The sequence below is a fragment of the Variovorax trehalosi genome, from assembly GCF_051216415.1.
Lineage (GTDB): Bacteria > Pseudomonadota > Gammaproteobacteria > Burkholderiales > Burkholderiaceae_C > Variovorax.
The window spans coordinates 53,675-74,563 of sequence record NZ_JBPJZG010000007.1 but is presented as its reverse complement, the minus strand read 5'-3'; the positions used below and the strand labels follow the sequence as shown (position 1 = coordinate 74,563).

At 56.3% G+C, this 20,889-nt stretch carries 17 protein-coding genes; all 17 read left to right on the top strand.

The window, feature by feature from the left end; all coding sequences use genetic code 11:
* Positions 1–1,028: 1,028 nt before the first annotated feature.
* Positions 1,029–2,102: a polysaccharide biosynthesis/export family protein gene (locus ACSFA7_RS25015; RefSeq protein WP_435502118.1), complete on the top strand. Its 1,074-nt coding sequence runs from the start codon at positions 1,029–1,031 to the stop codon at positions 2,100–2,102.
* Positions 2,103–2,243: 141 nt separating this feature from the next.
* Positions 2,244–3,545 (top strand): Vi polysaccharide biosynthesis UDP-N-acetylglucosamine C-6 dehydrogenase TviB, encoded by a 1,302-nt coding sequence (gene tviB / locus ACSFA7_RS25010; protein ID WP_435501864.1) that lies wholly within the window; start codon positions 2,244–2,246, stop codon positions 3,543–3,545.
* Between the two features lie 32 nt (positions 3,546–3,577).
* Positions 3,578–4,525, top strand: a complete 948-nt coding sequence (locus tag ACSFA7_RS25005; protein ID WP_435501863.1) for a Gfo/Idh/MocA family protein — start codon at positions 3,578–3,580, stop codon at positions 4,523–4,525.
* A gap of 17 nt (positions 4,526–4,542) precedes the next feature.
* Positions 4,543–5,133 (top strand): acyltransferase, encoded by a 591-nt coding sequence (locus tag ACSFA7_RS25000; RefSeq protein ID WP_435501862.1) that lies wholly within the window; start codon positions 4,543–4,545, stop codon positions 5,131–5,133.
* A complete protein-coding gene (locus tag ACSFA7_RS24995) occupies positions 5,130–6,221 on the top strand; it encodes a DegT/DnrJ/EryC1/StrS family aminotransferase (protein WP_435501861.1) in 1,092 nt (363 codons plus the stop codon). The genes ACSFA7_RS25000 and ACSFA7_RS24995 overlap by 4 nt, the downstream gene beginning before the upstream one ends.
* A 10-nt stretch (positions 6,222–6,231) precedes the next feature.
* Complete coding sequence (locus ACSFA7_RS24990) at positions 6,232–7,593, top strand: lipopolysaccharide biosynthesis protein (RefSeq protein ID WP_435501860.1); 1,362 nt, start codon at positions 6,232–6,234, stop codon at positions 7,591–7,593.
* A gap of 3 nt (positions 7,594–7,596) precedes the next feature.
* Complete coding sequence (locus ACSFA7_RS24985; RefSeq protein WP_435501859.1) at positions 7,597–8,919, top strand: oligosaccharide repeat unit polymerase; 1,323 nt, start codon at positions 7,597–7,599, stop codon at positions 8,917–8,919.
* Positions 8,920–8,985: 66 nt separating this feature from the next.
* On the top strand, positions 8,986–10,875 hold the full coding sequence (asnB, locus tag ACSFA7_RS24980) for an asparagine synthase (glutamine-hydrolyzing) (RefSeq protein ID WP_435501858.1): 1,890 nt from the start codon (positions 8,986–8,988) through the stop codon (positions 10,873–10,875).
* The gene (locus ACSFA7_RS24975) at positions 10,872–11,990 is read left to right on the top strand and encodes a glycosyltransferase family 4 protein (protein WP_435501857.1); all 1,119 of its coding nucleotides are present in this window, start codon (positions 10,872–10,874) and stop codon (positions 11,988–11,990) included. The genes asnB and ACSFA7_RS24975 overlap by 4 nt, the downstream gene beginning before the upstream one ends.
* Positions 11,987–13,519 carry a hypothetical protein gene (locus ACSFA7_RS24970; RefSeq protein ID WP_435501856.1) on the top strand — a complete coding sequence of 511 codons (1,533 nt, stop codon included), beginning with the start codon at positions 11,987–11,989 and terminating at the stop codon, positions 13,517–13,519. The genes ACSFA7_RS24975 and ACSFA7_RS24970 overlap by 4 nt, the downstream gene beginning before the upstream one ends.
* A 366-nt stretch (positions 13,520–13,885) precedes the next feature.
* Positions 13,886–15,148 carry a glycosyltransferase family 4 protein gene (locus tag ACSFA7_RS24965; protein WP_435501855.1) on the top strand — a complete coding sequence of 421 codons (1,263 nt, stop codon included), beginning with the start codon at positions 13,886–13,888 and terminating at the stop codon, positions 15,146–15,148.
* Positions 15,145–15,750: a sugar transferase gene (locus ACSFA7_RS24960; RefSeq protein ID WP_435501854.1), complete on the top strand. Its 606-nt coding sequence runs from the start codon at positions 15,145–15,147 to the stop codon at positions 15,748–15,750. The genes ACSFA7_RS24965 and ACSFA7_RS24960 overlap by 4 nt, the downstream gene beginning before the upstream one ends.
* Positions 15,747–16,406 carry an acetyltransferase gene (locus tag ACSFA7_RS24955; RefSeq protein WP_435501853.1) on the top strand — a complete coding sequence of 220 codons (660 nt, stop codon included), beginning with the start codon at positions 15,747–15,749 and terminating at the stop codon, positions 16,404–16,406. Before ACSFA7_RS24960 ends, ACSFA7_RS24955 begins: the two co-directional genes overlap by 4 nt.
* Before the next feature lie 6 nt (positions 16,407–16,412).
* On the top strand, positions 16,413–17,600 hold the full coding sequence (locus ACSFA7_RS24950) for a DegT/DnrJ/EryC1/StrS family aminotransferase (protein ID WP_435501852.1): 1,188 nt from the start codon (positions 16,413–16,415) through the stop codon (positions 17,598–17,600).
* Complete coding sequence (locus ACSFA7_RS24945) at positions 17,597–17,968, top strand: VanZ family protein (protein WP_435501851.1); 372 nt, start codon at positions 17,597–17,599, stop codon at positions 17,966–17,968. The genes ACSFA7_RS24950 and ACSFA7_RS24945 overlap by 4 nt, the downstream gene beginning before the upstream one ends.
* A gap of 140 nt (positions 17,969–18,108) precedes the next feature.
* A complete protein-coding gene (locus ACSFA7_RS24940) occupies positions 18,109–18,543 on the top strand; it encodes a low molecular weight protein-tyrosine-phosphatase (RefSeq protein ID WP_435501850.1) in 435 nt (144 codons plus the stop codon).
* A complete protein-coding gene (locus ACSFA7_RS24935; protein WP_435501849.1) occupies positions 18,540–20,789 on the top strand; it encodes a polysaccharide biosynthesis tyrosine autokinase in 2,250 nt (749 codons plus the stop codon). The genes ACSFA7_RS24940 and ACSFA7_RS24935 overlap by 4 nt, the downstream gene beginning before the upstream one ends.
* Positions 20,790–20,889 lie beyond the last annotated feature (100 nt).

Below are 20,889 nucleotides of genomic sequence, written 5' to 3'. Positions count from 1 at the left end.
CTTGGCTACATCAATCTCCTGTTCGGAATGAAGCTGATGCTTGCCGCAGTTATCGCAGCGATACAGGCGCAGCCACGGCAAGAGTCGCATCCATGTGCTGCGGCGCGTGCGCTTCAGATGATCGATGCCGCATGGACAGGCTGAAAACAGGTTGTGCATAAAGAGGGCGAACTGGATGTCATGGGCCCCCTTGCCAAGCTCTATGGCTTATTGGCAGATGTATTGCAATGCAGCATTCTTCCCGTGATCCATGACTGCAGCACTACCATGTTCGCGGTATTTGTAAACTTTGTTGCTACAAATAGACTGTCACTGGGCCGTCGAGATCACGAGACGAGCTCCCATTTCCAGAGTGCTCCGCACGCTGGATGCGTGTCATTGGAGCAAAGTCAACTGTTCAAATTCATTGCTTGCGTCGGTGTGGTCGGTGTGCTGTCGCACCGAGCCCGAAGTTGTCGGAATGACCGTCAAGGGCGACGCTTCACCAGCGGAATGACGCGCCGAACTGCGCGCACTGCGCTGGGATTGGCCCGTTTTTCGAGATGTTCAAGCGTGAAAGCGGCTCGATGTCTCCTTTGCCAGGTAGCCCCAACAATCGCTGCGGGCTCACGGATCGAAGGCAAGTTCGCACGCACCTTTACTCACACCGATCGTCTCGAAAGCGATCAGCAACAGGTTGCGCTGGTACGATAAGGGAGAAAGTTTGCAACGATGAACTTGGGTGACCAAATCTCTTCGGAGAGGGCCAAGCGACTCTGATGGCGACTTTGGCGCCGTCACCGCCTTTTCACCGACTCACTCAATTGTGAGCATCCAGTGTGAAGAGTAAACGATTTTTTACAAAAAACTCGTCGATAACCACTGCGCCTGAAAAATTGTGTGGAGAAACTGCGCACGGCCTCTTGCGTGCGCTGCTGGTAAATATTGACTTCTGGGGGATCAGATTGAGAAGAAATTCGAACGTCTTGGCATGGGCGTCGGCACTGGCGGGTGCGCTGGTGCTTCAGGGTTGCGCAATCGTGCCGGGCATGGGCTCCGTGGACGCTTACGACGGACGGGAGGAGTTGCCATCCGAGTTCCGCTACCTGCCCGATGCAGCGCCCGAAGGCGCGATCACCCCCATTTCTCTTGCGCTTGTGCGTACGCTGGCCCAGACCGCGCCCAAGGGCGTGCCGCCGGAAGTGCAGGCGTTGTTCGGCAAGAGCGAGCGCTACACCATCGGTCCTGGCGACGTGGTGGGTGTGATCGTTTACGACCACCCTGAACTGCTGCCCAACGCGGGCGCCGTCATCTCGCAGTCCGCGGACCCTACCGGCGTGCAGGTGGCCCCTGGTTTCATCGTCGATTCCGAAGGTGAGATCGCTTTTCCGTACATCAGCCGTGTTCGCGTCGCCGGCTTGAGCGAAGGCGATGCCTCCGACCTGATCCGCAATCTGCTGAAGCCGCATGTCGAGAACCCGCAGGTGACGGTGCGCATCCAGTCCTTCAGAAGCCGCCGTGCTTATGTCGAGGGTGAAGTGCGCACCCCCGGGTCTCAGATCATCACCGACGTGCCGATGACGCTGAACGAGGCCATCAACCGGGCCGGCGGCATCACGACCAACGGCAACCTGTCTGCCTTGACGATCATCCGCAACGGAAAGTCGATCCCGATCGACATGACCCGGCTGCGCGAGGCGGGCTACGACGGCAACAGCATTCCATTGAAGAGCGGCGACACCGTTCGCGTCGCGCATCGCGAAGACTCCAAGATCTTCCTCATGGGCGAGGTCGTGGCGCCGTTGGCCCTGAACATGCGCAGCAACGGCCGCCTGAGCCTAAGCGAGGCGCTGGGCGAAGCCGGCGGCCCCCAGAATGCAACCGCCAACGCAGGACAGATCTACGTGATTCGCCAGGGGGCCACGGGCGCGCCTGCCGTTTTCAATCTCGATGCCAAGAATCCGGCCGCCATGGCGATCGCGAGTCAGTTCCGGCTGCAGCCGCAGGACGTGGTCTATATCGACCCCGTGCCGCTGGTCAAGTGGAACCGCGTCGTCAGCCTGATCCTCCCGTCGGCCACGGTGGTCAACAACGCCAGCGAGGTGTACGTCAGGCATCGCTAGTCAGCAGGGGAGAAGTCCACCACCGCCTCGACGGCGGGGCATGGACTCACTTGAATCGAAAGACGGTAACCGCGAGCGCGGTGTGGCGGCAGGTCTTCTCTCGGGACCATGCCGTCAATTTTTTATTCGCAGTCATCCATCATGCAAGCCATTCATTCAAATCAACCGATCGCGATCATTGGTCTGGGATACGTAGGTCTCCCCCTTGCCGTGGAGTTCGGCAAGAAGCGCCAGGTGGTCGGCTTTGACATCAACGCCAAGCGTATTGCCGAACTGCAGAGCGGGCACGACCATACGCTCGAAACGACGCCCGAAGAACTGAAGTCCGCTGCACATCTGGCCTTTACATCGCACGTCGACGACCTGCGCGACTGCGGCGTTTTCATCGTGACCGTTCCCACACCCATCGACAACGCCAACCGGCCTGACCTGACGCCGCTGATCAAGGCCAGCGAAACCGTCGGCAAGGTGATGAAGGCCGGCGCGATCGTGATCTTCGAGTCGACGGTGTATCCGGGTGCGACGGAAGAGGTGTGCGTGCCCGTGCTGGAAAAGTTCAGCGGCAAGAAGTTCAACGTCGATTTCTTCTGCGGGTACAGCCCGGAGCGGATCAATCCGGGGGACAAGGTCAACACGCTCACCAAGATCAAGAAGATCACCAGCGGCAGCACCCCCGAGGTGGCCGACCTGGTGGACGCGCTCTACAACGAGATCATTACCGCCGGCACGCACAAGGCCACCAGCCTCAAGGTGGCCGAGGCTGCCAAGGTGATCGAGAACACGCAGCGCGACCTGAACATCGCACTGGTCAATGAGCTCTCCGTGATCTTCGAGCGCCTGGGCATCGACACCCTCGACGTGCTCGAGGCCGCGGGCAGCAAGTGGAATTTCCTGCCCTTCCGTCCGGGCCTCGTGGGCGGCCATTGCATTGGCGTGGACCCCTATTACCTGACGCACAAGGCCGAACAAGTCGGCTACCACCCGCAGGTCATCTTGGCCGGGCGCCGCATCAACGACAACATGGCGCGCTACGTGGCCCGCAACACCATCAAGTTGATGTTGAAGAACGGCATGGACGTGCCGCGCTGCCGCATCGGCGTGCTGGGCATCACGTTCAAGGAGAACTGCCCGGACATCCGCAACAGCAAGATCGTAGACATGGTGCGCGAGTTCGAGGCATGGGGCGCTTCCGTGGAAGTTGTGGACCCATGGGCGGACGCCGCAGAAGTGGCTCATGAGTACGGCCTTCAACTTGGCCAGGTCGATGTGGAGCAACCGGTCGATGCGCTTGTCGTTGCCGTAGGCCACAACGAGTACCGTGGCGCGACGATGTCCGAGCTGCGCGCCCTGTGCCGAGGCGAGCAGCCCGTGCTGGTCGACGTCAAGAGCCTCTTCAACGCACAAGATGCCCGCGACAGCGGCTTCTCCGTGTTCCGCCTGTAAGCCATTTTCCGTTTCTCCGTTTCTTCTTCGACATGAAAAACTTTGCTCTCATCGGCGCCGCCGGCTATATCGCTCCGCGCCACATGCGTGCCATCAAGGACACGGACAACCACCTTTCGGTGGCCTATGACATCAACGATTCGGTCGGCATCATCGACAGCATCTCGCCGCAGAGCGAGTTCTTCACCGAGTTCGAACGCTTCTACGAGCACGCGCAGCAGCTCAAGCGCAACCCTGCGACGGCGCTCGACTATGTAGCGATCTGCAGTCCCAACTACCTGCATCACCCGCACATCGCTGCGGGCCTGCGCCTGGGTTGCGACGTGATCTGCGAGAAGCCTCTGGTGCCCACGCCGGACCTCGTCGACGAACTGCAACGCGTTGAAAAGGAAACCGGCAAGCGCGTCTTCAACATCCTGCAACTGCGCCATCACGAAGCCATCCTGAAGCTGCGCGACAAGGTGGCAGCGGCGCCCACGGACACCAAGTTCGACGTCGAGCTGACCTACATCACCTCGCGCGGCAAGTGGTACATGGAAAGCTGGAAGGGCGACAACCGCAAGTCGTTCGGCGTGGCGACCAACATCGGCGTGCACTTCTACGACATGCTGCACTTCATCTTCGGCAAGCTGCAGCGCAACGTGGTGCATTACAGCGGTACGGCCAAGGCGGCGGGCTACCTCGAATATGAACGCGCACGCGTGCGCTGGTTCCTGTCCATCGACGCCAACGATCTGCCGGCCGACGTGAAGGGCAAGAAGACCACCTTCCGCAACATCGACATCAGCGGCGAGAAGCTCGAGTTCTCTGAAGGCTTCACCGACCTGCACACGGTGAGCTACAAGGAAATTCTGGCCGGCCGCGGCTATGGCCTCGAGGATGCGCGCCACTGCATCGAGACCGTCAACGTGATTCGCAGCGCCACGCCCGTTCAAGGCGAGCAGGGCGAAGTGCATCCGTTCGTGCGGCAGCTCGCCTGACGCGCCGCGAGACCGGCATGGCTTACAAAGCCCACCCCACCGCGATCGTCGACGAGGGCGCCCGCATCGGCGACGGCACCCGCATCTGGCACTGGGTGCACGTCAGCGCGCAGGCGTCCATCGGCGAGGGCTGCTCGCTCGGCCAGAACGTCTACGTCGGCAACGACGTGACCATCGGCCACAACGTCAAGATCCAGAACAACGTCAGCGTCTACGACGCGGTCACCCTGGAAGACGACGTGTTCTGCGGGCCGAGCATGGTCTTCACCAATGTCTACAACCCGCGTTCGGCCGTCACGCGCAAGGACGAATATCGCCGCACGCTGGTGAAGCGTGGTGCGACGCTGGGGGCCAACTGCACCATCGTCTGCGGCAACACCGTGGGTGAATACGCCTTTGTCGGTGCCGGTGCCGTGATCAACAGGAACGTGCCGGCCTACGCACTCATGGTCGGCGTGCCCGCCAGGCAGATCGGCTGGATGAGCGAATTCGGCGAGCAACTCGCGTTGCCGCTGCAAGGCGCAGCAGAAGCCATTTGCGCGCACACCGGCGCGCGATACGTACTCGACGGCAATGCCGTCACCAAGTTGGATGCCAAGACGCCATGATCGAATTTATCGACCTCAAGACCCAGCAAGCCCGCATCAAGGACCAGATCGACGCGGCGATTCAGCGTGTGCTGGCGCATGGTCAATACATCCTCGGGCCTGAAGTGGCCGAACTGGAAGAAAAGCTCGCGGCCTACACGGGGGCCAAGCATTGCATCACCGTGGCGAACGGTACTGATGCTTTGCAGATCGCGCAGATGGCGCTTGGCATCGGGCCGGGCGATGAAGTCATTACGCCGGGCTTTACGTATATCGCCACTGCCGAGACTGTTGCGCTGCTAGGGGCCAAGCCGGTGTATGTAGACATCGACCCGCGCACCTACAACCTGGACCCGGCGCTGCTGGAGGCTGCGATCACTCCGCAGACCAAGGCGATTGTTCCGGTGAGCCTGTATGGACAGTGCGCCGACTTCGACGCCATCAATGCGATTGCCGCGCGGCACGGGATTCCCGTGATCGAGGATGCGGCGCAGAGCTTTGGCGCCACTTACAAGGGGCGCAGAAGCTGCAATCTCAGCACCATTGCGTGCGCCAGTTTCTTTCCGAGCAAGCCGTTGGGGTGCTATGGGGACGGTGGAGCGATCTTCACTAACGATGACGAACTGGCGAAAGTGATGCGGCAGATTGCGCGGCATGGGCAGGATCGGCGGTATCACCACATTCGGGTCGGTGTAAATAGCCGGCTGGATACGCTGCAGGCCGCGATCCTGTTGGCCAAGCTTGAGGTCTTTCCCGAGGAACTGGAGCTGCGGCAGAAGGTCGCTCGTTCCTACAAGGAGTTGCTCGATGGAGCGGGTGTCAAAGGAGCACCACACATCGAATCTCACAACACGAGCGCCTACGCCCAATACACCGTTTTGACTCGCAATCGGGACGAGGTGGCAGCCGCACTCAATCAGGCCGGCATTCCGACGGCAGTGCATTACCCAATTCCGTTGAACAAGCAACCAGCTGTGCACGATGCAGACGCTAAGTTGCCGATCGGGGATGAGATAGCAGAACAGGTGATTAGCCTCCCGATGCATCCATATCTGAATGCCTCGGACCAGGAGGTCATCGTGAAGTCTCTCGCGCTTCGCGTGAAATGAAGCGCGCTCAGTGATTTCCGCGCTGCAAGCGAAATGGACCGCAATGCGAAAGGATGGTTTCGTACGCTCCATTGGCGCACTGGCTGGAGGGACCGCTTTTGCCCAAGCCCTGACCGTGCTGGCGATGCCGTTGCTGACCAGGCTCTATAGCCCGGCCGATTTCAGCATTCTTGCAGTCTACTCGGCGATTTTGGCCATCATTTCAGCGATAGCCTGTTTGCGCTTCGAAATCGCCATTCCCTTACCAGAGCGAGACGATGATGGTGCAAATTTGCTGGCACTGGCGTTAATTGGACCGATGTTGTTCGGTTTGCTGACCGCCGCAGTGCTCCTTATTTGGCCGGATCAAATAGTGGCGGTGCTGAAGCAACCGGCATTACGTCCCTTTTTGTGGCTGTTTCCGTTGGGTGTTTGGTTTGCCGGCTCGTATGCTGCAGCGCTGTACTGGGCTACGCGAAAGAAGAACTTCAATGCAATCGCCAGAACTCGGGTGCTTCAAGCCGTCGTCGGTACGGGCGTTCAAGCGGGAGCGGGGTGGTTTGGCTTTGGACCTATTGGCTTACTGGCTGGGCAGTTGATCAACAGCGGTGCAGGTTTCTGGGGATTGCTCAAGAAAAACTGGAGGGCGGACCGTCAAGCCTTTCTCCTGGTTCGTTGGAGGCGGATGTACGACCTGTTTCGGGAGTACCACCGGTTTCCAAAATATTCCACTCTGGAGGCACTCGCAAATAATGCGGGAGTTCAGCTTCCGATGATCATCATTGCTGCTTTAGCGGCAGGCCCAGAGGCGGGCTATTTGCTTCTGGCAACGAAAGTCATGGCCGCGCCGATCAGTCTAATTGGAGGGGCGGTTGCGCAGGTTTATTTGGCAAATGCGCCTGCGGCACATCGTGCTGGACAATTACCCAAACTCACGCTTCAGGTGATCAGTGGGTTGGTAAAAACGGGTGTGGGGCCATTGATCTTTGCCGGAATCATTGCCCCGGTTGTCTTTCCCTTGGTCTTTGGGCAGGAGTGGCGACGAGCGGGAGAATTGGTTGCCTGGATGACTCCTTGGTTTGTGATGCAATTCTTGGCATCGCCCGTGTCAATGGCATTGCACGTAACTGGAAATCAGCGCTCTGCCCTCGCATTGCAAATATTCGGATGCTTTTTGCGAGTCGGTTTTGTTATTTTGGGCGTTGTCTTGCTGGGGAAATTCTCTGAAGCATATGCGGTTTCCGGGCTGATTTTCTATTTGATCTATATCGCGGTAATTTTGCGGCGACTATCCATTGGATTGTTTGATTTTCTGATTTTGTTGGCGAAAGGATGGAAGTTTTTGCTTGCCTGGGTTTTTCTGGGGATTTTTTTAATTTTCGTCGTTTCCTGAGTTATGGACATGCTGCCCCGAGAATTTTCAAACGAAGAGATAAAGAAGCGTCGAGTTCTAGGAAATTCGAAATGGACCCTTGCTGTTCTGTATATCATATATTTCTTGACGCTTCAGTGGGTTTATCAAGAATGGGTTGTTTCTGTCTACGGGTATCAAGGGTTTTCCGACAATTTTAGTGCTGGGAATTTTTTCGTTTCCTCGGTGATTCTGGCGGTATTTTTGCCAGCGATGAAGAATAACGAATCGCCGTCTAGCATCTTCATCCATTTAATTTTCGGCCTGATCTTGGTTCCTTCCCTGGTTCTCTATAGCGGGCAAAGTCTAGACGATGATTTCATGGTCGTGACTTGCGTGGCATTTGCCTTCATTTGGGGAACCGTAAGTCTCTTGAGGCTTAAAAGAATCAGTTTCCCGAAAGTCAAGTCAAGCACGCTTCTCGTTTTGTCTTTCGTTTTTTCTTTGTGCACCATCCTGGGGATTTTCGCTTTTGGCGGTGCAAGGTTTGTGAATTTTGATTTCTCCGAGGTTTACGAAATTCGGCGTGAAGCGGCAAATGCGATACCAGGTATTTTTGGGTACTTGAACTCCATTGTCACAAAAATTGTTATTCCTTTTGGAATGATTCTGTGTCTTTTTGCCAGGCGGTGGATGTTGATGATATTGTTATTTTCGACATCTATAGCTTTCTTTGCCCTGACTGCACATAAATCTCCTTTATTTTATCCGCTGCTGGTGCTGTTTTTCTTTTTTGCCACAGGAAGCAAGAATCTCAAAGTCTATTTCGTGCTTGCCTTGTTGGCGGGCGTGTTACTGAGTGGTTTGGATCTCTGGAGCTTTGAGCACGAAATAACCGGCTGGGATTCGTGGTTTTCGGGATTGTTTGTAAATCGCGCACTGCTTGTTCCGTCGTATTTAAATTCGCTGTACGTTGATCATTTTTCCAATCTGGAGAAATATTACTGGGCATCCTCTAAGTTGTCTCTTGGATTGGTCGATTCCACTTATGAGTTAAGTGCTCCAAATTTAATCGGGCAGCAGTACTTTGGTAATGAGGATATGTCTGCTAATACGGGGTGGATTGGCAGTGGTTTTGCGAATGCTGGGTATGTTGGCGTCATTGTTTATTCGGTTTTGATTGGAATGTTGCTTTCCTTTTTGGATGCCTATGCTAGAAAATTGGGTGCCAGAGTGGTGATATCTCTATTCATCATCCCAGTTATCACTATGGTTACTTCGGCTGATATGACGGATATGATTTTGACTCACGGGCTTGTCGTGGCCATTTTGATCTTGCTTGTTTGGCGGGAAAAAAGCGTTGGGTAAGTGTTTTTAATAAAAATTAAGCGATTTTCGAGAATCATTTTGATGATTTTCGAGTGAAGTCGAAATTTGGGTGATTTCTTTATGTGCGGAATCTTTGGGTTTCTTAATCGGCAGCAGTCGGATAGCCGAACGCTGGAAGAGAGAATTTCTCTAGGCCTCAACGCGATCCGATTGCGAGGTCCGGATGGTCAGGGCGTGCAGAGGGACAGTATTAACGGGTTCGATGTAGTGCTTGCACATACCAGGCTCTCGATCATCGATCTTTCAATGCATGGTAGCCAACCAATGCACGATGAAGCATCGAATTGGTCCATCACCTATAACGGGGAAATCTATAACTACCTCGAAATCCGAAAAGAATTGCAAGAGCTTGGATGGAAATTCGATGGCCAAAGCGACACCGAAGTGCTTTTGAAAGGGTGGGCCGAATGGGGAGTAGATGTTCTCCCTCGCCTCAATGGCATGTTTGCGTTCGCCATTTTTAACAAAAATTCGGGAGACTTATGGCTGGCCCGCGATCGTTTTGGCGTTAAGCCATTGCTATGGGCGAACATGCCAGGCGAAGGCGTGGTTTTTTCTTCGTCTATTGCTGCAGTTGCCAAGCTTGCCGAGACCTCCGTAGATATTTCTTATTGCGCAAGAGGCTTGCGTTACAAGGCCTTTGAGGTTGCAGATTCTGGAGCTCCCTTCGTTGGTGTTCACAGCATTCCTGCCGGTGGGTGGCTACGAATTAAACCTACGGCAATGGGTCTGGATATGTCTGATGGTCGCTGGTATGACCTCAAGGCAGCTGTGTCCAAACTGAGTTCGCACATTGAATCGTATTCAGATGAAGCGCTACTCGATGAATGCCAGAGATTGCTCCATGACTCCGTTACTCTTCGTTTGCGCAGTGATGTTCCGTTGGCTGTCTCATTGAGTGGTGGCCTTGACTCGTCATCAATTTCGGCGCTCGCTGGTCGTCAAATTCAAGATTTGCGGGGATTTACTTACGGGTCACCTGATGCACCGTTGTCTGAGGGACCGTTGGTTGCTGATTTCTCGAAAAAAGTTGGCGTCGTGGCCCAGTACGTCTGGCCCACTCATGACGCGCGAGCACTAGACCAATTGCTGCAACGGACCTTGGAATTTCAAGAGGCGCCCTTTGGTGGGCTCAGCGTGCTGGCACAAAATGAGGTGTTCCGTGAGGTGCGTCAAGCGGGGTTCAAAGTTTTGCTCGGTGGACAGGGAGGAGATGAGGTATTCGCGGGGTATCGCAAGTTCTTTATCGTCGCGACGCGTCATGCTTGGAAGCGCCGTGAATTTGGGGATGCCCTCCGATTAGTCTATTCGCTTGGTCAAATGCTCATGCATGAAGTTAGCCAAGCAGGAATCTATTGGACGGCACTGACGCGCTACACAAATAAGCAGCCGGGATTCAAATTGATGGACTGGGGGGCCGAGCCGATCAATCTATGGGGTAGCCCTGGGGGCACGCTTGCCCAGCGGCAAATTGATGACATTCAGAATTGGAGCATCCCCAGTCTGCTTCGCTTTGAAGACAGAAACTCAATGGGCAACGGTCTTGAGACGCGGCTCCCGTTCATGGACTATCGACTGGTGGAGCTGGGTCTTGCGTTACCTGCTCGATTGAAGATATCAAAGGGCTTTGGTAAATGGGGCTTGCGCCACATTACGGCAGGTGTGGTGCCAGATACGGTTCGCCTGAACCGGAAGAAAAGAGGGTTCGATGTAACGCAAGATTGGATCAAAAGTGGTATTGGTGCGAGCTTGCGAGACCGCGTTCATTCGCATCTTGGAACACTGAGACCTTATTTAAAAAGAGATGTCGATCTCGACAAAAGCCTTTCGGACGCCACACTTTCCAGCGATAGAAATGCTCTAGATGAGGCCCTCATGCTGGCTTGGTTGGCTGAGCCCATTCGATTTCCCACAAATCCGATGGTGTCCGCATGAAAAGAGTCTGTCATCTGTCCTCAGCGCATCGAGGGCTGGACGTACGCATCTTTGTGAAGGAGTGTGCGTCCTTAGCCGCGGCCGGCTATGACACCCATCTGGTAATCAAGGCAACGCCTCAGGAGATCGAAGCGGCGGCAGCCAAAGGTGTCTGCATCCATCCCCTTGAATTGCCTTCTGGACGGTTTTCCCGGATGGTCAAGCAAGCGTGGCGTTGTTACAGACTTGGACGGCAATTGAATGCCGATGTATATCATTTTCACGACCCTGAATTAATTCCTTACGGAATGCTTCTGAAGTTGTCGGGGAAAAAGGTTATCTATGATGTGCACGAAGACTTGCCGAGGGATATCCTTTCCAAGGAATGGATTCCATTTTGGGCCAGAACGGTTATTTCGAAAACTGCATCATTGCTAGAGTATGTGGGCGCAAAGTGGTTTTTCTCTATCGTTGCAGCCACCCCATTCATAAGAGAACGCTTTGCGCGATTCTCCGCGGAGGTTATTGACATTAACAACTTTCCGCGAATGGAGGAACTTGCCCCAGCGGAGATATGGGGTGTCAAGCGCAACGAGGTTTGTTATGTCGGTGGAATTTCAAAAATTCGAGGTGTTCAGGAAGTAGTTCAAGCGCTTGCATTAACGCGATGCGGTGCGCGCCTTCAACTTGGAGGGAAATTTTCAGAGCCCGACTTTGAAAAATCAGTTAAAGCAGAGAATGGCTGGGCGCATGTAGATGAACTCGGCTTTATTGGCCGCGAAGGCGTTCGTACGGTCTTGCAAAACTCCATAGCGGGTTTGGTAACGCTGCATCCAATGATTAATTATTTGGATGCGCTTCCTGTCAAAATGTTTGAATATATGTCCACAGGCCTTCCTGTGATCGCCTCCGATTTTCCGCTATGGAGTGAAATAGTTGCTGGAAATGGCTGTGGGCTTTGTGTTGATCCATTAAACCCGGCTGCCATTGCCGAAGCTATTGACACGCTGTCGGAAGATCCACAGTTGGCGAAACAAATGGGGGAAAATGGAAGGCGCGCTGTAGTAGAAAAATACAACTGGTCTGTGGAGGAGGCGCGGCTGCTGAATTTTTACCGAAAGGTGATGCTCTCATGATTGAAAAAAGCGTAAAAGGCATCAGCAAGCTGATCTCTATAAGTATCCTTGCGCTCGGCTTGATGTTTGCCAATTTGGTTGAAGCGCAAGACCGATCAAATCCTAAATCCACTGACTTGGAATTTGCTTGCGGTCAAAAATTGGAGGCCGACGTTTGGCGTTTGTGGGATACAAATGGCCTTGGGTTAGCGACAGACCAATGGATGAGAAAAAGGTTAGTTGAGTCGGGAGACTCTTATGCCCTTTACGATTTCGAGATTTCGTTTCACAACCTGTTGGCTATGGCACAGCGATGCGAACGGGTGGATCGGCAAGCCCAGTTGGCGAAGGTTGTCGAAATTGCCTATGGAGCATTGAGTGCGTCTCCGAACGGGCAAACCGGTCGTGCTTGGGTTTGCCGTGGTGGATCCACCTGCAATACCAAGAATCGCCTCCTTGGCTCCGAGGTGGTGCTCTACAGTGCTCAGTTCTTGGCGTTTGCCACTGATCTGGCCAATGGCCTAAATCGAATTGGATCGCCGGAACTCGCGAAGGAATTCAGCCAAAAAACAGGCCGGGTCGCGCAAGAACATCTGACTCGCTGGGGCAATCCTTCTGCGCTTGGAGATTTGCGCAAAAAAATAAATGCAAGGCCGCAGGATATAAAAAATGGAAGTTCCGCGCTTTTCCTCGCAGATGCCGAACTTTGGCAGATCAGTATTTATTCGAATTTGGCTGGAATTTTGGCCGCTCAGCTTTCAAGAAATGGTGGCGCAGGCGAAGAAGCGCTTGCGCCGATGCGAGAACATCTCGCATTATTGCTTCGCTTATTGAAAAATCGAACCACATCGCAAAGCAAAGATATTGAAGGTAAAAATATCTCTGTTGCTGGCTTGGATGAGGGATTTCGCCGTTTGTACGCTGAAAATCGATTTGCGGCCTATTCCGGAGGTCAAAAACCAATCGACTGTAGCCGCAAAGAATCCAGGATTGGAAATTTTTCGGAAAAAAGTGCAAACATCGAAATTCAAAAGGTCGAACCGGTTGTCAATTTAGGGTTGGACATTAGCCATGCTCGGCGGTTGGTGCATCTTTTTAATGCAATTGAGCGAAACCGCGACGCCTTGTCGAAAGTTTTTCAAATCCCGCCCTCTGATCTCCCCTCCCAGGCGCTCATTGCCGCATTTGCTCGGCAATTTCGCGTGGCAGTATGGAATCAGGATCAGGTAAAGCCTTTGTTTTCCAATTATTTCAATGGAGCCAATGGCTGGTATCGGGTTGGCTATGACAATGGAGCAAATGGATGTGCTGAAGGATCTCCTCCATTTGGATTGAGCAATTCATTTCCGACGGGAGGATATGTTGCGTGGTCGTCGATGGAGCCCGTGTTGGGAAAGATAGGGCGGCAAATATATAAGTTGACCTATTCGGAAGATAAGTCAGATCAAGCATTTGTTGAAAAATACTATTCCAATCTTCAGTCTTCAAAATCGGGTGATGCGCAGGTCATTGATAAACTAATGTTCTGGCCTTCACTGATTGCGCGATGAGATATTGGATATGAAAAAAAGCGCTGCAATCCTGAGTTTAGGACCACGAGGCATCAAGGCCGGCGTGATCCTATGGACAGGAGCAAAACTCGATTCATTGTCCGAGGTGATCGTGCATAGGGGGCAGCACTTCAATGTCGGACCTCCTGATTTCGTATCTGTCGAAACCGGTATGCAGAGGGGGGCGGCATCTTTTAAGAATTCACCGGAGCAGCAGTGGAACGATGTCCGGCTGAGCGCTAGGCAAGATCAAGGGTCAAGAGCAACTTGGGCTGTACCGACTCGTGCGGCGCGGTGTGCGCACCCTTGCAGCCATGGAGATGCTCCACCTTGGATCGCCTCCCCCTTCGTAGGCGAACTGCAAGTATGAAAAGAGTCTGGATACTTAATCACTACGCCCAAGAACCCGGAGGGGCAGGAGGGACGCGTCATTTTCACTTGGCACAACATCTTGTTGAGCACGACTGGCAGGCCAACGTGATCGCTGCCAGCGTAGAGCTCAATAGTGGGCGCCAGCGGCTCGAGCCGCACGAGATGGTGCGCCACGAGAATTTTTCAGGCGTGCCGTTCCTGTGGGTGCGCACACCCGAGTACAAAGGCAATGGAGGCGGACGCATGTTCAACATGCTCTCCTATAGCCTCCGAGTCCTGAGGCGGAAAACTACCCGCGATTTGCCGCCGCCGGACGTGGTCATCGGTTCCAGCGTCCACCCTTTCGCGGCGATGGCAGGAGCATTGCTGGCGCGCCGTTTCGGCGTGCCCTTCGTGTTCGAGGTGCGTGATTTGTGGCCACAGACGCTGGTAGATCTTGGCCGTCTGGATGAAGGCGCGTTCGTCACGAGGGTGTTGCGCTGGCTTGAGCGATGGCTTTATCGCCGTGCTACACGCATCGTGGTGCTGCTGCCGCGCGCCTGGGAGTACATCGTGCCCCTAGGGATAGCGAGGGAAAAGATTGTCTGGATTCCCAATGGGGTAGATCTCTCTCTATTTCCACTCGCACCGCAGCCGAAGCGTCAGGAGAGCAGGCCCTTCACGCTGATGTACTTTGGCGCGCATGGGCAAGCCAATGGTCTGGACAACTTACTGCAAGCGATGGCACTTGTGGGCAAGCAACCTGAGGGACAGTTCATTCGACTGCGGTTGGTCGGCCAAGGGCCACTGAAGCAAGAACTGATGGCGCAGGCATCCCGCTTGGGATTGGACAATGTGGTCTTCGAGCCGCCGGTGCCGAAGTCCGAAATACCTGGCTTGGCCGCGCAGGCGGATGCTTTTGTAATAACCGTGCTGGCGCTTCCCAAGCTCTATCGCTATGGCATCAGCATGAACAAGCTGTTCGACTACCTGGCCGCAGAGCGCCCAATCGTGATCGCTTCGGGCGCGAGCAACAATCCCGTCGCGGATGCCGGTGCCGGATTGACTGTTGAACCAGGCAAGCCGGAAGCCTTGGCACAGGCCATCATTGAAATTGCATCGTTGCCCCTGGATGAGCGCGAACAAATGGGGCAGCGTGGCCGAACGTATGTAGAGCAGAACCACAGCTTTGAACGTTTGGCGGGTCATCTGGCTGGCATGTTGAATGAGATCTCCAATACCAACACGGCCGGCTGTAATAAGTCATACACCTCATGAAGCGCTTATTCGACGTTCTGGTCGCTGGTGCAATGATGTTGCTTCTGGGCCTTCCGCTTCTGGTACTGGTGTGGCAGGTGCGTCGTCGGCTGGGCCGCCCCGCTTTTTTTCATCAGACTCGTCCTGGGCTGAATGGGCAGCCTTTCGTGCTGATTAAGTTTCGCTCGATGACTGATGCACGCGGCGCCGATGGGTTGCTGTTGCCCGACGCGCAGCGATTGACGTCGTTTGGTCGCTTTTTGCGTGCCAGCAGTCTGGACGAATTGCCCGAACTCTGGAATGTGCTCAAGGGCGATATGAGCCTAGTCGGCCCGCGTCCGCTGCTGATGGATTACCTGCCGCTGTATTCGGCGGAACAGTCTCGTCGCCATGAGGTGCGTCCTGGCATCACGGGTTGGGCTCAGATTAACGGGCGCAATGCGTTGAGCTGGGAAGAGAAGTTCAAGCTCGATGTTTGGTATGTGGACAACCGCTCGATTTGGCTCGACATCAAGATCTTGTGCCTCACGGCCCGCAAGGTATTGGTGCGCGATGGCATCAGTGCGGCGGGTGATGCAACGATGCCGCGCTTTACCGGGTCGCGGATGGAGCACAAGCAATGACGTTGCCGCTGTTTGCTGTGTACGGAGCCAGTGGCTGCGGTCGCGGCGTGATGCCGTTGGCTCGCGCACAGCTGGCGCGTGAAGGCATCCCGGCAACGCAGTTGGTGTTCGTGGACGATCAGCCCGAAGCCGCAGACGTCAATGGGCATCGCGTGCTGAGCTATGTGGAATTCATGCGGGCCGATGCGAGCGCAAAACAAGCCGTAGTTGCCATTTCGAACAGCGCAGTCCGCGAACGGCTGGCGGCCCAATGTGCGGCTGACGGCGTGTTGCCCTGGACAGTCCAGGCCTCCAACGTAGTAGTCATGGACGACGTCTCGCTCGGCGAGGGGGCTGCACTCAGTCCGTTCGTCACGCTCACGTCGAACATCTGTATCGGCCGGCACTTTCACGCCAACTTGTACAGCTATGTCGAACACGATTGCGTGATCGGTGATTTCGTCACCTTTGCACCTGGAGTCAAGTGCAATGGCAATGTGCATATCGAGGACCACGCCTACATCGGCGCCGGAGCCGTCATCAAGCAAGGCAAGCCTGGCCACCCCCTCGTTATCGGTCGTGGCGCTTTTGTCGGCATGGGGGCGGTGGTCACGCGCGATGTGCCTGCCGGCACCACCGTGGTCGGAAACCCTGCCAAACCATTTCTCAAAGGTTGATCTGTCGTGTTGAACACTCCCTTCTCCCCCTGGCCCAGCTTCACACCCGAAGAAGCCGATGCCGTGCAGCGCGTGCTCCTGTCCAACAAGGTCAACTACTGGACCGGTCAGGAATGCCGCGAGTTCGAAAAGGAATTCGCCGCGTGGACCGGCACGAAGCATGGCCTTGCATTGGCCAACGGCACGCTGGCGCTGGATGTGATCCTCAAGGGCATGAACATCGGCCCGGGCGACGAGGTGATCGTCACGCCGCGCACCTTTATTGCCAGCGTGTCCTGCGTCGTGAACGCAGGGGCGACGCCGGTGTTCGCGGATGTCGATGCGGAAAGCGGCAACCTGTCGGCCGAGACCATCGCGCAAGCGGTCACGCCGCGCACCAAGGCTGTCATCTGCGTGCATCTGGCGGGCTGGCCCTGCGACATGGACCCGATCATGGCGCTGGCCGCCAAGCACGGCTTCAAGGTCATCGAAGACTGCGCGCAGGCGCACGGCGCGCGCTACAGGGGCCGATCGGTCGGCTCCATCGGTCATGCGAGTGCCTGGTCGTTTTGCCAGGACAAGGTCATGACCACGGGCGGCGAGGGCGGCATGGTCACCACGAACGACGAAGCACTGTGGCGCGCGATGTGGGAGTACAAGGACCACGGCAAGAGTCACGAAGCCGTGTACGAGCGCAAGCACCCGCCGGGCTTTCGCTGGCTGCACGAAAGCTTCGGCACCAACTGGCGCATGCTCGAGATGCAGGCTGTCATCGGTCGCATCCAGCTCCAGCGCATGGCCGATTGGACCGCCGCGCGCACGCGACACGCGCAGGCGCTGTGGGAGGCGGCGCGCCCGCATTCGGCGGTGCGGGTGCCGTCGTATGCAGGTCACGCCGCGGCTGGCAGCGTGCACGCGCACTACAAGTGCTACATGTACGTGCAGCCCGAGCGGCTCGCGTCAGGCTGGAGCCGCGATCGCATCGTCGATGCCGTGCAGACGCACGGGGTACCCAGTTACCAAGGCTCCTGTTCCGAGGTGTATCTGGAGCGGGCATTCGATGGCACAGGCTGGCGTCCCGCTGAGCCGTTGCCCGTTGCGCGCGCGCTCGGCGAAACGAGCTTGATGTTCCTTGTGCACCCGACGTTGACGCCGACCGAGATCGACAAGAGTTGCACGGTCCTGGCGCAGGTGCTGGCCGAGGCATCCGCTTGACGACAACGCTGGTCCGGCTGATGGCAGGCTCTGCGCTCTGGCGCGGGTTGCTGCTTGCCGCCATGCTGGCGATGCTGGTGCTCTGCCTGGCGCCGGCGTCAGCCCCATTGCCGAGCACGGGGTGGGACAAGGGCAACCATGCACTGGGCTTTGCGGTCTTGGCGCTCCTGGCGCATCGCGCATGGCCGGGGCGTACCTTGACGGTGTTGTCCGGGTTGCTGGCCTACGCGGCGCTCATCGAGATCCTGCAATCCTTCACGCCGGACCGGGCTGCCGAATGGGGCGATCTATGGGCAAGTGGAGCCGGGTTGCTGGTCGGCGAGGTGTTGGCGCGAGGGATGTGGCATCGGATACCCATACGCTCCTGAGCGTGCCCGCGAGCACGCTGGAGCGGGGTAGTTACTGCTGACAACTAAAATGTGATTTGGAAGGGAGTTCTTATTGTGATGAAACGTTTTGCGCAACCACTACTGCAGGAAGTCGCCGGCTTGATGCTCGACTGCACGCGATGAAGTCCGTACTGGTCATATGCATCGGCAACATCTGCCGCAGCCCGATGGGAGAGGCATTGATTGCCGCTGCGCTGCCGCACCTGGACGTTAAATCGGCCGGCATCGGGGCGCTGGTGGGCCATCCCGCTGATCCTCTGGCGCATCAGCTCATGGCCGAACGCGGCCTCGACATCGAGCGCCACCGCGCGCGCCAGCTAACTAACCAGATGTGCCAGCAGGCGGATCTGATTTTGGTTATGGATGAAGAGCAGCGGCTGCATGTCAATCAGAATCATCCGCTCACGCGTGGCAAGTTGTTCCGTCTCGGTGAAGTCGCACGTGTGGACATTCCCGACCCCTATCGCCTGGGCCGGCCGGCCTTCGAGCGAGCCCTGAAACTCATCGACGACGGCGCGAGTGCGTGGGTCGAGCGCATCAAGAAACTTTCATGACTTCTTTAGCTTCTCCTCCGGTTTCTCCTGTCGCATCGACGCGTGACGATGACGACGATGAAATTCGCCTGTCCGAGTATCTCGACATCCTGATTGATCGCAAATGGCTGGTGGCTGGTGTGACGGTTGTTGCCGTCGCACTGGGGTTGGCTTACGCGCTGCTGTCCACCCCCATCTACCAGTCCAATCTGCTGGTTCAGGTCGAAGACTCGGCGCCCGACGCGAAGAATTTCCTTGGTGATACAGCCAACCTGTTCGATGTGAAGACGCCGGCAACAGGTGAAATTCAGATCCTTCGGTCGCGCATGATCATGGGCGGAGCAGTAGAGGCAACGCGTCTGTACATCAACGCTCGGCCGCGTCGCATTCCGCTGATTGGCACATGGCTCGCGCGGCGCGCGAAGGGGTTGTCGGAGCCTGGGTTCCTTGGCATGAGCGGCTACGTGTCGGGCACCGAGGCAATCGGTATCGACAAATTCGACGTGCCTGCCGCTCTCGAAGACCAGCAACCCTTCATGATTACAGCGCTGGGTGAGGGGCAGTACACGCTTGCGCATCCTGACTTGCCGGGGCCGCTGACGGGTGCAGTCGGCAAACTGCTGAGCCAAGAAACGCCCGGCGGGACCGTGACGCTGATGGTGTCGAAACTTGACGGAAAGCCCGGTGCTGAGTTCGTCGTTTCACACGCCTCTCTTCTCGCGACCACTGAGAGCCTGCAAAAACGCGTGCAACTCAGTGAGCAGGGCAAGCAATCGAACGTGATCAGCGTGACCCTCGAAGACAGCGATCGTGACCGCTTGCGGCGGATTCTCAACGAAATCGGCGCGCAGTACGTACACCAGAATATCGAGCGCAAGGCGGCGGAGGCTGAGAAGACGCTCGAATTTCTCGACCAGCAACTGCCCGAGTTCAAAAAACAACTTGAGAGCTCCGAAGATGCTTATGCGAGCTTTCGCAACAAGAACGGCACCATTGCCTTCGACGAGGAGGCCAAGGCCATGCTCGGTCAGACGGTGGAGTTGCGAAAGCGATTGCTTGAGTCGGACCAGCAGCGGCGCGAATTGCGCGCTCGCTTCACCGCGGCGAATCCGAAGGTTGAGGTGATCGATGGTCAAATATCCGCCATCCGGCGTGAACTTGAGAACATTGACCATCGCGTAAGTGCCATGCCTGTCGTTCAGCGCGATGCACTGCGGTTAGAGCGCGACGTTCGTGTCAATGGCGAACTCTACAAGTCGCTGCTCAACAGTTCACTGCAATTGCGCCTTGTCAAGGAAGGCAAGGTCGGCAACGTGCGCCTGCTCGACAAGGCGACCGAGCCAAAGAATCCCATGAGGCCGCAAAAGCCCATGATCATGGCGTTGTCGCTGGTGCTAGGTCTGCTGGCCGGCATTTCTCTTGCGATCCTGCGAAGCAAAATGGCCAGCGGCATTCACAACCCACAGGAAATCGAGGATCGCCTCGGGTTGAATGTTTATTCCGTCGTGCCGCTCGCCGCTGAGCAGGAGCGGATTCTGCAGCGCATTGCAGGCGGTGTCGGGGGGGTGCAGGTGCTGGCCATTAATGAGCCGGAAAGTCTCGCCATAGAAAGCTTGCGCAACCTGCGCATCTCCTTGCAACTAGCTTTGATGGAGAGTGGCAACAACCGCGTGCTCATTACAGGCGCCACGCCAGGGGTGGGCAAGAGCTTCGTTTCAGGCAACTTCGCGGCCATCATGGCCGAGGCCGGTCGACGCGTGCTACTGGTCGACGCCGACTTGCGCAAGGGGCACCTCCACACTGCCTTCGGCCTACCGCGCAAGGGTGGATTGGCCGACGTCCTCGCGGGCGACATGACGAGCGAGCAGGCGATTCATAGCCAGGTAACTCCCAATCTCGACGTTCTCACCACGGGCAACTACCCATTCAACCCGGCAAGCATGATGCTGTCCTCGACTCTGCGAGAGTTCCTGGAAGCCATGTCGGCACGCTACGACCTGGTGGTGATCGACAGTCCGCCAGTGCTGGTGGCAGCTGATGCGGCAGCGGTTGCAGCGCACGCTGGTGCGATCCTGTTGGTGGCTCGCGACAACCTCACGCAACTCGGCGAGCTCGGTGAAAGCGTCAAGCGGTTGGCGCATGCAGGTCAACGGGTCAGTGGCGTTGTCTTCAACGGCATGGACCTCTCGCGTCGACACTACGGCAGCCATGGCTACAAGTACGGTGGTTACCGGTACACCGAATACAAATACAAAGATGCCGCTTGATACGTCAGTCACGTCCTACTGTCCGCGGTGACGTTGTCCGACAATAGATACACAAGCTAACATTTTAGGGGGACTTGATACCCTGAATAAGGGAGGCAAG